This is a genomic window from Flavobacterium sp. PS2, from assembly GCF_046250155.1.
In the GTDB taxonomy this organism is placed as follows: Bacteria; Bacteroidota; Bacteroidia; order Flavobacteriales; family Flavobacteriaceae; genus Flavobacterium.
This window is the reverse complement of sequence record NZ_CP176426.1, coordinates 3,878,197-3,891,943: the sequence shown is the minus strand read 5'-3', so window position 1 is coordinate 3,891,943 and position 13,747 is coordinate 3,878,197. Positions and strand designations below refer to the sequence as shown.

The following is a 13,747-nucleotide window of genomic DNA, read 5'->3' as shown; positions in this document are numbered from 1 at the left end:
CAAATATGAAAAAATATATGTTAATTATATGTACACTTTTTTTAGGTGTACCTATTATGGCTCAAAACCAAAAAGTTAAATTAGGCGTAAAAGCGGGTTTAAATATCGCTAGTCTTAATTTTGATGAAAGCGAATTGAACTCATCTAGTAAAACAGGATTTACAGGCGGAATTATGGTTGAAGTTCCTATAGCGAAAAACTTTGCGCTACAGCCAGAATTATTGTACAGTCAGCAAGGAACAAAGGTTTCTTTTTCTGATAGCGATGTAACAAATTCTAACTATAAAAGCACTATTAAATTGAACTATTTAAATATTCCGCTTATCCTAAAATATTATGTCCTAGAAGGATTAAGCATACAAGCCGGACCTCAGGTAGGAATACTCCTAAAAGCAAATAATAAATACCAAGATAATTTTTTAGGCTATGAGAACCATGACAATTTTAACTTAAAAGGATATTCAAGTGGTGTAGATACTTCTTTAAATTTTGGTTTGGGTTATCAATTTAAAGATAAATTCTATGCCGATGCGAGATATAATATTTCTTATTCTAATGTCTTTAAAGAAAGTGATGTAAATTATTTCATTAACAATGACATGAAAAATAGAGTTTTTCAAATATCGATTGGTTATTTTTTTAAATAGAATTAGTATTCTTTATGCCTTTCTAAAAGCCACTCCCGCAAAGAGTGGCTTTTTATATAACTATATGTAAATATTTTGAGACCAAGATAGATTCTATCTAAAAAACAAAAAAAATCCTGTAAACAATGTTTACAGGATTTTTTGAGTCGATAGAACTAAAATCGAACACCTCATCCCCTTTCAACTTTTTTTTGATAGCTTCAAATATTGCATTAAAAAATAAAACGGGTAATTCTACGTGGATGTAAGATTATATTTTGGGCTAGATTTATTACTTAAACCAAAAAAGTCTTCAAATCATGCAAAACAATGAAAATTCACCCATTCCAATCGGATGGGTTGGCGGATTTCCACCAGCGGGTTCACCTATGTTATATCCAACCCGAGATCTTTCCTCTTTACCAATGTTAGGTAATATGGATAATATTAATTTTTTACAACGTCAGCTCGGTGTAAAATGGCCAGAGTTTAGTTGGGAAACACAAAAAGGCAGTCCTAATCCGAAAAGATGTTATCAGCAATTTGCGCCATATATTTCCAGAGCCGGTTATACTGATGAAGGAAGAGTATATTCTGTTATCTGTCCTCAGCAAGGAGTCTGGCTTAAAGATGAAATTTGTATAAATGTAGAGGTTACTGTTACCGGACAAAGAGGTTGGGTTAACGAAGTGACAAAAGAAATTGCAATAGACATGACAGTTGAAGGCAAAATTTGGTTAACACCAAATGAAAAACAAGGCGATAAGATAAAAGACGTTTGGCCTCTGCTGGAGTATAGTTTTCCGAAATTTCCATTGAATAAAGAAAATGCAATAAGAGTTACTACGCACAAACAGAATGATCCTAATCAACCTATTTTTGAAGTGATACACGGATTAAATCCTGAATTCTCTAATCCGACGTTTGCATTACATAATGATGAAGCATTTGCTACAGCTTACCTTGCAGTTGAAATTGGAGATATTAAGCTAACAAAAGATAAAATAGTTGATGATTTTAATCAATTAATAATGAAAGCATTTAATCTTGGTTCAGGAAATATGCTTCAGGCGGGAAATACTTTGTCATGGAATCTTTGGTTCACAGAACCGGCTTTGGTAAATAAGGAAGAGTGGAAAAATCACGCTGAATTTTGGAGAAAATCTATCGATGTACATCATCGTTCTCCTACCGGAAATGGTGGTGATGCCAAATATTTTGACGGAACTTTATTTAACCCTGAAGCAAATGCAGTAGATGAAATAATTATAGATATTATCAACTATATTGAAAAAAATCTTTAGGCCGTTATAATTTGTTTAATAGTCTCTGTTATTATACCTAAATCAAACACTTTACAAAAAAAGGAATTTATAAATATGGTATTCAATAGCAATTTGTACAATCAAAACAACATCTGTCGAACACCTACAATGAGAAGCGTTCTTAATCATTACTCATTGATAATAAAAAATACCTGGTATAAAAAAAGGGAAGATATTAAAATATCTTCCTTTTTTGTGGAGTCGCCGGGATCACAGTCGAACACCTTATTCCTATACTAATGTTCTTTGATAGTTTAAAAGAATAGCCTCCCAATCCTTGTAAATAAAGGTTTTTTTTAGATTTTATGTAAATTTTAAAATCTTTACAAGAGACATAATTTTAAGTCAGATCTTATTGTTTTTGAATAAAAAATGATTTTTTAAATACTAAAATTTATCTCAAAAAAGTACTCAAGGTGTTCGACTGTTGAACACCTTGAAGAGTAATGAAAATAAGCTTTGTATTGCCTCTATTCTTTCTTTTCAAATCTGTTTACAATAATGTACTTGAACATTGGAGATAAAGATAAGAGCGAATTTTGCATCCTTGAATATTTTTTAGAAAATCTCTTTTTTTAAAGGTGTGGATGACCTTTACATTTCGCCATAACTTTTTATCGCGGAAAAGTATGAAGTCCATTATTATCCTGCTGTATAAATATCGCCAGTATTTATTTCATCTTCTGTAAAATCATGGATTTTTAAAACTTTTAATTTTGAATTAATTCGTGGACCATTAGTTCTTAGTGTTTCAATTATATACTTTAAATCTTCTTCACTATACCTTACATTGACAACAAGTGTTTTACCATACTTTTCATAACTTTCTGTACCTGGATAAAATTCCAAAGTAAATGTTGGATTCCAACCTTTGAATTGAAATAGGCTAGGGAGTGACCATGCAAAACCTTCGGATCTTTTATTAGCACTATATATTTCAATTGTATGCATTGCAGCTCTTGCGCTATCTAGTTGAAGAATTTCTTCATCATTTAATTGCGGTTTTGATTCTAAAGCTTTTGCGGTTGTGTAATGTAGATAATACATTGTGTAAATTGTTTTTTCAGGGAAATCAGATAAATTTATTGGCATATTTTATATTTTTGGTTTTATTAAATATATGAAAATTCTTAAATTATCATTTGAATCTCTATTATTACTTCTCACTTTAAATATTATTTTGCTGAGAAAAAGATGTTTTTAAATTTCTGTTTCCACTAAGTGCAAAGTAGATTGTATTTTTTCAGGCTTTCCATCTTTTATGGTTTTAACTTAGAATTCAATATGGCTTTACATCAAAAAAAATCTTTGACAATGCAGCTTTAAAATCGGTAACATCATCAAGATATAATATTCTCAGATTTTTAATAGCTCTGGAACATGCTACATATAAAAGGTTTTTTGTCTGCTCAAATTCTTCATTATCTTCCTCTGCGCCATTTTGTACAGCCATAAAAAAATTTTTGAAATACATTTTATTTTTTCCAAAAGCATTACCCATTAGTATTAAAACATTATCGAATTCAAGCCCTTTTGTCCCATGATAAGTGTGATAGACTATTTCAGTTTCGTTTTCCCTTAGGATATATTTATACCATAATTCAAATTCATTAAGATTAATGTTTAAGAAATCTTCAATAGCTTTTGCGGTCTCAGCAATATCTTCTTCTTTTAAATTGGGATAAAGTATTTCGGACAGGTAGCTTTCTATGGATTTATGTGGGAAGCCTTCAAAATCAAATAATTGATTTATTAATTCTTTATATTTTTTGTTTTCAATAGAGGTGTAGATACTAGTAATTGATTCTAATAATTCATGTAAGGTATTACCCTTAATTTTTTTTAATGAAGCAATAAAAACCCTTAAAAGTCCTATATCCATATCAGAGTAAATGTATTTATTTAATACATCTTGAACAGGTGTGTTTTTTAGGCTTAATTTTGATTTAAATTCAAGAATGCGATATATAAAAGACGGAATTTCTCCTAATCTGACTTGGTTGTCACTAAGTAGTTCTGTATTTAATTGCTGGAAACCAACCTTATACTTTTTTGTATTTGCAAAGAAGGTATAGATATTGCTAAAACCGCTATAGTCAGCAACACTTTTGTTGGTCAATACAAGACAGTGCAGTTTATTTTGTAAAGAAATACTCCATTTAGATTTATATTCCTCTATAAATGCATCAATTTTATCATTTTGCCCAGCATAAAATTTTACACTACCACCTTTAGAATCATCATAGATTGATGATTGCTTTATTTCATCATTTCGTATTGCATTAATAATATTAACTACTTCTTCTGTAGATCGACGATTAAAAGGTTTGATAATTGTTTTAAGATTCGGATGCACTTTATTAATATTTTTTCCAATTCCCCCATCATATATATTTTGAGCAGGATCTCCGAAGTAGCCAACAAAAAAAGGATGATTAATCTCTTTAGACCGCTGTGTCAAAATTGACATGATTTCAATAACTGTTTTTTCAGTGTCCTGATATTCATCAATCAAAAAATAGGGATGCTGATCAATTATTATCTGCTGCAGCACATTATGACTTTTTATAATTTTAATTCCGTATTCTAAAAGAGTATCGTGGCTGATTCTCATCCAGTGTAAACGATCTGAATTGTATGAGGCATTGTATTTTACTTTTAAATATCCTTCCTTTTTTGCATCTATATGCTGTAAACAAGATGCATAATTGTTTATTTTGTAAATAATTTTAATGAGCTCTTTAAAATCGGAATAGTTTTTTAGAATGTTTGGAAAATCTTTGAGCTGAGCCCCAAATATGTCTCTGAATTTAGCCGCATTTTCATCTTGACTCTTGTAAAAAAGTTCTGTTTGAGAAATCATTAAATCTGCTAAACTTGATTTTTGCTCGTTACTTAAATTTCTAAATGCAGTAAATTTACTATCTGCATTTAGCTTATTATTTAAGATGCTGATTTCTTCATTCAATTTAAATTGATGAATTTTTACAAGCTCTTTTTGATAATCTTTAATAAGTTCCCATATTCTTTCATGAATTGTAGACACTAATACCAGCTCGCTGTTTCCAAGACGGTTTTTTACTTCTTCAACGGCAACATTTGTATAAGTGATGCAAATAATTTTTTGATTATGCACTTTTAGCCTTGAGCCGTGTTTATTAATTATATGTTTTAAACTTTCCACAAGCGAGTATGTTTTACCGGAACCCGCACCAGAGCTAAATATAATATTTTCATTTTGGTCAATTGAATTAAAAATTTCCTGCTGAATATCTATCTCTTGTTCTCTTTTCTCTGATGATATAATTGATAAACTCATATTTTTAGACAATATTTAATTTAGTAGAAAGCCAATTAAATCCTTCAGTAACATATTGGGGTAACTTGGGAAGTTCAGCATTTCCATCTGAAGTAATATATTTATATAGTAATTTATTTGCAAAATCACTTTTACATCCAGATAATTTCTGTTGCAGTTTGTAGGAATTATTTTTTATTTCTTCCATATCAATTTTAGTACCTACAATGCTGCTGTAAATGTCAGGTTTTAATTCCTTGATGGTATCATTTAAAATCTGATTTTTGAAATTGGTTAGAATAAAGGCTTCTTCGAAACTGGTGGCATAAAATCCGTTAATTTGACCCTGAAATGCTATTTTTAAATTTTCCTTTATTAATGTTGAAGGTAATTTGGTTAATAATTCTTTTTCTTTGTTATATTGTTTTATCGTTGCATTTGTTGTTGTCTTTTTATCTAAACTACTAATCTGTGTAAAAGTATCTTTTTCAGAATCAGTTCTTTTGATATCCAAATCAGTAATTACTAAAGCTGGTACTTTTAATAATTTTATTAATTCATGATAGACAAGACCGTGGGCTCCATCTATATTAAAAATAGAGATATAAAATTTATTAAGCTGAGTTTCATTATCAAGGTAATATCTTAGAAGTGTTTCTTCAGTGATACCCTCCACAAAGATAATTGCATCGGAAAAAAACAGTTCTGAAACTTTATATTTTATATGTTTTTTTAAAAACTTTAAATTATTTTCATTATTGCTATCACCCAATTGTGGTGTAATTTTTTTGTCATTAAGTGAAACTACATTAGAGTTTTGTTCTATAGTTGTGACATAATTAATATTGTTGAAAGAATTACCACTGTGGATTTTACTGTTCAGGATATGCGATGAGTGAGTGGTAATAATCAGCTGACTGTTTATATTTTTTTTGTTGCTTTTCAACAACGATGAAATTGCTTCATTTATATTTTTAATAAATAATTCTTGCATTTGAGGATGCATAAACGTTTCCGGTTCTTCGATTGATATTAGATTTACTTTGCTGTTGAAAGAATCCTCTGGATATTTTTCCATATATTCAATTAAATCAGCAATGATCATCATCAAGTTTGTGTATCCTAAACCAAATTGAGTTTCTGGTATATTATCACCATACTCAATATATTCATATTTTATTAGATCATTCATTAATTTCTTAAATGAAATATCAGAACTTAAGATCATTTCTAACTTATCTGAAGATTCAATTGCGTTTAATGAGGTATTAATTCTGTTGGTGTGCTTGTCTGTGATGTTTAAACTTAGTGCCCCGTTAATTTCTGTTATTATCTGCTCAAGTTCCTTTTTGTCTCTCTTACCTTGAGTGGATCTATATCGATATTCTACAATTTTGCTAAACGCTCTTGATAAGCATTTTTCATTTTCTACATTATTGGCTTTTATAGCTTTTATTTCTATAAGGTCTTTTATTCTAAATGGTACTTCAATGCCATTACTGTTGTAGTACTTTATTTTAAAATCTATAGAATCACTTAGCAGCTCCACAAACTTTTTGAATCGTAACATTTTATCAACAATGCCCTCATCCAATAAATCTTTGATAGCTTTGTGGAAATTTTCGTTTTCCACTAATTCATATTTTATAAGAATATCTAATTCGGAATTAGCTACATTTTCCAAAGTCATAAACGGGACTAAATTGGTGACAAGATCACTACTGTTCTGTTCAATTCCAACCGTTAGGGTAAATTCGAGAAATGGAGGTTCTACAGATAAAAATTGATTATCATAATCATTCTGATATTCTCCTAATTTTATATGTAAATATTTAAAATTAAAATCATTTGCTTCGAATTTATTGTCAATAATAAGCTTTTCCAAGGCTTTAGTTATTGTCGTTTTACCAGAATTGTTCTTTCCGACAATAAGTGTTGTTATAGGGGCTATATTAATTATGGCATCACCTTTTTGTTTAAGGTAATTTTCGGCGTCTACAAATTCAACGACATTGTTATCAACACGAAATTTTCTAAAGTTATTTATTTTAATTTTTTTTAGGTACATAAAAATGGTTAAGGTTAAAATCTATTTTATTTTTAAATGGTAATAGATTTGAGTTTAGATTGTTTTCGACCAAAGGTTAAATCATTCTTGGTTTATTATGTTAGAGCAATTGATGTTAAAATATCCCAAATATAAAACGAACTCTGCATTAAGTCAATTGTCCATAGTCTTTAGAGTTTTGCATTCTTTTAAATTTTTGATAGTATTTTGATGATTTTAATAAATGACATCGTCCACCAGCAACAAACCCATCCAATTTGTGATTTATAGTATAAGCAGAGAGGTCTGAAATGTTGTTTATAAATCCTTTACCATTAAAATTCAAAGAAGTATTACATAAAACGCCGAAGTCTGTTCGCTTTTTAAACGAAACTAATAACTCGTAAAGATTATTGTTGCTTTCACGTGTAACCGTCTGAATTCTAGATGTTCCATTAACATGTGTGACGGCAGATAAAGCGTCTGTTGAAACAAGCTGAGTATAAAGCATAAATGGACTAGGTCTGTTACAGTTAAACCATTTCTCGGCATCTTCCTCCAAACAGATAGGTGCAATTGGACGAAATTGTTCACGCTGTTTAATCTCATTCAATCTTATGCGCGTACTTTCCGTAAACGGTGCAGCAAGAATCGACCGATTTCCCAAAGCACGGGGACCAATTTCATATTTTCCGTTTACCCATCCCAAGATTAAATCGTTAGCCAACATTTCAGATACAAGTTCATGGTTTGTTTCATATACATCAAATAACTCAATATCGACCGTATCATCAAAGATAAAATCACGGCCTGAGTATACGTTCCATTCAATTTTTGGATTACCAGTAAAATGGAATTGTGCATCAATGGCAGTCCCAATGGCCGATCCAGAATCGTTAGCAACAGGTGGTACAAATACCTCAGAAAAATAATTAACTTCTCGCCATTTCGTGTTCCAATCACAATTTAATCCACATCCTCCAACAATTAACAATGGCATGTTTCTCTCCAAATTCAATTTCGCATACTCATAAAAGCGATCAAATATGCGATCACTAAAGATTCCAGCAAAATTTCGAAATTCTGGATCTTGTAATCCCACATTGTAATGTTTAAAATCCCTGAAGGCTTCACACTCCTTTGGTTTGAGATGTGGGCAATCTTGCATTAAAAAAGATATTAATTTCTCCTCTTCATTCGTAGGTTTACTTCGATTTGAGAAAGAAGCTAGAGCCATAAGCTTTCCCGCATCAGAAAACCGTGAAAACTCTGCACTTTTTTTATCAAAAGTAGGATCACCAATACCGTAGAGCAATGCATAACGATGTCCTGGTTCAGGCATTACATCTGCAAGTTTTATTATGTTTAGTTTACTATCTATTTTGTAATATGCTCCTATCACTCCTTCCCATAATAATACATAACATGGAGTACCTTTTGGCAGATTCGACATTCCAAATGCACAAAGAATATGTGACCGTTCGTGCGAAGATGAGAAATAGTTAATCTCTTTTCCGAATAAATGTTGCTTTTTTGTTATAATACTAGAATTACTAATACCGTGGTAACCTGAAATAGTATTCCGCTCTATTGCATTGTTGTCACCAGGCCACCATCCGCCTCTGCAAAGTACATCTGGGATTTCATTTATATCATTAAAAATGCTAAAAACATCTGGGATTGTGAGTGGTGAATGTCGATAATGAGAATCTTTCTCCGCTTCAACAGAGGTAATTAATCTGCCGTCTTCAAGATAAGCAAACGTGCCATCATGGGCAGGGTTGAATGATAGAATTTTCATAGTACGAATTTAATTTTTTTAGTTTCTATTTAATTGTTGCTAAATATTGACTTTAGACAGAGATATAACTTTATTTGCGTTGATAACTATCTTGTTAAAAACAGAAGAAGTCGGAAGTTTTTTATTTTTAAATCTACCTGCAAGTTTAGAAGAGCGTGTTATCCAATTATTGGCATGTAGTGTCATTGGAAGATGAGGAATAGGAGAAGGATTCCAGACAACTCGCTTATGAACAATTTTATCGTCAACAAGCCATTGTATTTCATTTGGTCCCCATTGGATCGCATATCGATGACTTTCTTTCGATGCATCAAACCCAAGGTCAATATAACTTGGTGAGCCTCTATAGCCATAGTCAAATTTTGCGCCTTCATCACCTGGATTATAAAAAACATTAATTAAAAGGCGATTCGGTTGATTACCAACTATTTCAATATCTATTTCTTGTCTTGGTGAATTTCGATAGAGAAAGAAACCTGTAATTACACCTGGTACATTAGATGCCTGGATGGTAGCTTCAAACTTTCCATATAAGTATTGATCTGTACTACAAATGGATGCTGCTGAGTAATTTCTAACACCAAGGGATTCTTTCTTAATAGAAAGTACCGCTCCTAATCCTGAAACGCACTTTACGTTGGCTGGACGGAATAGTGCTAAGTTATCTGTAAAAGTGTCACTTCTTGTTACCCAGTACCTTGTATCTAGGGATTCAAATGAATCGTTAATTTTAACCGTGTTTTCATTTTTATCAGACTTTAATTCTGTCGTGAGGGAATTTATTCCCTGCCACCACTTTTTAGATTCGACAAGCCAAGGTGAATTATCATGTCTCGTTTTTTTGAATTTAACTTTTTGATTAAATCCATTTTTTTCTTCGAGAATCGGTCTTTGTCCAATATCTTTTAGTTCGGGATAGCAGCTTCTTGGGGGGGCACACCTTAAATGTTTACATATGGTCTGCCATTTATTTGGGTCATCAGCAAAAAGTATTGTAAAGTCAGTTCCTTTTAAGTTTTGATTTAATTCAAGAAAAGCAGAATCCATTTTCGCTTGCTTTTTTGAAGTAAGAATAAATTTTCCTTTTGGATAACGAATTATAAGCTCTGTAAGGATAGTATTTAATGAGCCGATATTTACATATGCATCGAAAATCCGATCATCTCTTCCATCAAGAAGTCGAGTCATTTCAGAAATTGGTAGATCTTTCAAATCACTGCAGCATCTATATCCTAACATAGATAAAGCCATCGCTACTGAGGTATTTCCTGAGCCTTCAGTACCTAAAACGAACACAGGTTTTTCTATAGGGCGTATATTAAATAAGGAAGCTCCCTCACTTGTAATTGCTCCTATTTTTGTAAGGGTTGGCAGTATAGAATAAGAATTGGAAGATGTAATATCCATACGCTGTCCAATAAGAGATTGTCTTGACACAATGACATTTAAACTTTCAAATTGATGATTAATCCAAAGATCAATTGGACCTCGACTTGGAAGTAAACTAATAAGTTTTTTTGCACCTTCACGAGAAATCACATATCCAGATAAGTGCCAAAGACCACGTTCTGGACGAAACAAATGCTTAGACAGAAAAGTTTTAGGCGCGCCATGTCTTACTTCATGATAAGACAAGTAAAGTACATCAAAACTTCCTTTTATATCATCATTTAAAATCACATCGTTCCATACTTTGTTAAGATTTGATGCAAAATTTGAATGGAACCAAATATCATCTTCTAGTATTAGTGAATACTCATACTTACTAGCGACAACCTGTTCCCAAATCTTTATGTGTGATCTAGAAACAGCAGATTCAGCTCTGCTCATTCGGATAGGAAGGTTTAATTCTACTTGAGTAGGAAGTGTAGAGGGCTGAGGTTCAACAAAAAGCTGATCACCAAGTGTGTAAAACGGATCAACTTCATGGTCTTTCTCTGGTTCTTCTGTAAATGCGTTAGCGTCTACTGCTGCAATTCGTTCGGTAATTTTTGTAAGATTTGTTCCTTGAACGTCTAAAATTTGTCTTAGCTCTTTCTTTATTTTAGTCCAGCGACCTGGTTCACGATCAAGGTTAATAACATAAACTTTTTCTATAAGTGGATAATCTTTTTCTGTTTTTGAACCGAATGCTATGCACTTGTTTTTAGGAATTATTCTTCGTGTTGTTAGCCAAAATGTAAAAATATGTTTGACAATTTTGGTACGTTGTGATGATAGATTCATTATTCATCGGTTGATTTTGAGGTTTTATAGATCTGCTGATTCGAAAGTCTCCAGTTTCTTTTATCGTTTCGATAGCTGAGATGCCACTTACTGGTGGAGATATTCTCCCAATCATGCAGTACTAGCATCGTTCTTTCTGGATGTTTTTCCTCAGAAATTATTTCTTGTATTGATGTAGTTAAAATGCCAGGCCCTGTGGTTGCTTGAACCTCTGGTAATTCCTTTTGATCTTGTTCAAGGGCAAGCGTAGCATTAAGTAAAACTCGCTCTACAATAGGGTGATTTCGAGCAGCGATTAATGGTGTAGTATTGAAATAGAAAATCCACCCCCATTTATTTGCTCCAGATTTAACAAAATTAGAAGAAGAAATCATTTGCGCTGTTTCAATATCGTAGCAGAAAGGTTGTAGTTTTAATCTACCATCCTTAAAGAGGTAATCTATTGATTTACCATGATATACGTCGTCGCTGTCTATGTAAAATCCTCCTTTTACAAATATGTAACTATATCGAAAATAATCAGATTTCATTGACGGGTGATAGCAGTTATTGAAAGCTTGAACAAATCTAGGACCTAAATGTGTGTTTATAAATTCTCGAGCTGAATTCTCATCAAAAATTTGAAGGCTGAATCCCGATTTTTCAAGTATTCTCCAAGACTCCATGCACTCTTTGACGTCTGGTGGCAATTGAGTTAAATCATCCCAAAAATGTACTATCTGTTTAGGTATTTCAGTGTCATAAATTTTGATTATTTGATTCGGCTCTTTGTAACCTTGAACAAATTCTTTAATGAAATTGGAGCGATCACGCTCACTCTTAGATAAGGGATCTTCTTTGCTGTTTTGTTCAAAATTCATACGTTAATTTAATTAATTTATCATTTAAAGTGGTAATCTTTGGTCTGGGATTTGAAACTTATTATAATACCACAGAATCACAAGCTTTAAAAGCAAATGTCAGAATTTTAAATTTAAGTTTTTTACGGAAAACCGTAACTGTGATTTCTTTTTCTCTTAAAATCATTGTGATACAGATATTTTTAAATCAAAAATACAATTTAAAGTAAATCCCCTATGCGTATAAATACCTGTTATGAGATATTGTATTTTCCGTATTAAAACAATTTTTATGCAAGGTGATTATTTTTTTTTAATTTTCTTCAATAGTTGTAATGGTATAGACTTTGTAAGTCTGTCCTTTGAATTTAACATTTTCTCTATATTGATCTGAAATCTTATGCAGTTTAACAGCGTAAGATTTTGAGATAAAATTTAATTTCTGAAGAGTAAGTCTAATATTCAAGTCTGATACTCCCATTTCAATCATTTGTGCTGTAAGGTTATCATTACCTTTCGGAACTTTTATTTCATGCACACTAATAAACTCATCATTGGCTTTTTTATACTTCATAGATTTTTCTTGCAGAGTCATGATATAATGCTCGGTAACTTTGTGATTGAAATTAACAGTGTTTTCAGAATTGAGAAATTGCAGGAGGTTAAGCTGGTCAATACTCTTTTTATCATCTATCGATACTATATGCTCTTTTTTGTTTCCGAGTTTATAGATATTGGAATCATATACAGCTAACATATACGAATCATTTAGCGGCAGGAACAGCTGCAGTCCTTTTAGTCCAAAATCTCTCTGGCTGCCAAATTTCCAGTTTCTTTTTTCTAAAAACTGATTGTACATGATAAGCGGATTATCCGAAATAATAAAAGGACTTGAGGTTTTATTTTTAATGAGCTTATATTTCAGGTTTAAAAGATCAGGCACCAGCAATTCGGCAGACTTTAATGAACTTAGTTTTCCCTTATCGGATTGTTGTTCCTGTAATCCAGGTATCATATCGTTAGAGAGATTTCCTTCACTTATTTTGGACTTAGTGTATGGAAGTTTTTGTTCAAAATTTTTTAGAATTTTAAAATGGATGGGATTTCGAATATCCAAAACAATAAGAAAGTGCAGCATTTTAAAATGATTGGTACTTCGTGGAATAGGCAGTTTTTCTTTTTCCCACATTTCTTTAAAGATTGGTGCAGAATCTGATTCGAGCTTTGCAAGCCACTCTTCAAGCTCCCCATCACGTCCATAAAAGTATTTTTTGCCTAGATGCGAGGATATTTTTACATGACTTTTAAAAACATTTCTATTGGTCTCAAACATGCCAATAGTTTTCCCATTATTATCAAAAGAGAAGAAACGCTGGAAAAATTGTGGAACGAAATGCTGGATTTTTGGAATCTGTTTTCTTTTCTGTGCCATTTTATATTCTATGTCAAAGCATTTTTTATTGTTTAATTTAATACGTAATATTTACTCTAATCTTCATGGATGTTTAAATTGATGTAGTTATGCTGTTTAAATATATCAATTAAAATGTTTCAATACTATATTGTAAGAAAATATATTGTTGAT

Annotated in this window: 9 protein-coding genes; 2 read left to right on the top strand and 7 right to left on the bottom strand. The window is 31.6% G+C overall.

Annotated elements, in window-relative coordinates; genetic code table 11:
- Positions 1 to 5: 5 nt before the first annotated feature.
- On the top strand, positions 6 to 647 hold the full coding sequence (locus tag ACJ6WR_RS17170) for a porin family protein (protein ID WP_409415930.1): 642 nt from the start codon (positions 6 to 8) through the stop codon (positions 645 to 647).
- Positions 648 to 946: 299 nt separating this feature from the next.
- A complete protein-coding gene (locus ACJ6WR_RS17165; RefSeq protein WP_039115982.1) occupies positions 947 to 1,930 on the top strand; it encodes a hypothetical protein in 984 nt (327 codons plus the stop codon).
- Positions 1,931 to 2,593: 663 nt separating this feature from the next.
- On the opposite strand, the gene ACJ6WR_RS17160 is transcribed toward ACJ6WR_RS17165, so the two are convergent.
- From ACJ6WR_RS17160 to ACJ6WR_RS17130, 7 genes are all read right to left on the bottom strand, one after another.
- Positions 2,594 to 3,043, bottom strand: a complete 450-nt coding sequence (locus tag ACJ6WR_RS17160) for a hypothetical protein (RefSeq protein WP_409415929.1) — start codon at positions 3,041 to 3,043, stop codon at positions 2,594 to 2,596.
- 187 nt (positions 3,044 to 3,230) lie between these two features.
- The gene (locus ACJ6WR_RS17155; RefSeq protein WP_409415928.1) at positions 3,231 to 5,270 is read right to left on the bottom strand and encodes a UvrD-helicase domain-containing protein; all 2,040 of its coding nucleotides are present in this window, start codon (positions 5,268 to 5,270) and stop codon (positions 3,231 to 3,233) included.
- 4 nt (positions 5,271 to 5,274) lie between these two features.
- Positions 5,275 to 7,317 carry an ATP-dependent nuclease gene (locus ACJ6WR_RS17150; protein WP_409415927.1) on the bottom strand — a complete coding sequence of 681 codons (2,043 nt, stop codon included), beginning with the start codon at positions 7,315 to 7,317 and terminating at the stop codon, positions 5,275 to 5,277.
- 148 nt (positions 7,318 to 7,465) lie between these two features.
- Complete coding sequence (locus ACJ6WR_RS17145; RefSeq protein WP_409415926.1) at positions 7,466 to 9,097, bottom strand: carbamoyltransferase C-terminal domain-containing protein; 1,632 nt, start codon at positions 9,095 to 9,097, stop codon at positions 7,466 to 7,468.
- A 39-nt stretch (positions 9,098 to 9,136) separates the two neighbouring features.
- A complete protein-coding gene (locus tag ACJ6WR_RS17140) occupies positions 9,137 to 11,323 on the bottom strand; it encodes a family 16 glycosylhydrolase (protein WP_409415925.1) in 2,187 nt (728 codons plus the stop codon).
- Complete coding sequence (locus ACJ6WR_RS17135; RefSeq protein ID WP_409415924.1) at positions 11,323 to 12,183, bottom strand: glycosyltransferase family 32 protein; 861 nt, start codon at positions 12,181 to 12,183, stop codon at positions 11,323 to 11,325. Before ACJ6WR_RS17135 ends, ACJ6WR_RS17140 begins: the two co-directional genes overlap by 1 nt.
- Before the next feature lie 292 nt (positions 12,184 to 12,475).
- Complete coding sequence (locus ACJ6WR_RS17130; RefSeq protein ID WP_409415923.1) at positions 12,476 to 13,594, bottom strand: DUF4238 domain-containing protein; 1,119 nt, start codon at positions 13,592 to 13,594, stop codon at positions 12,476 to 12,478.
- Positions 13,595 to 13,747 lie beyond the last annotated feature (153 nt).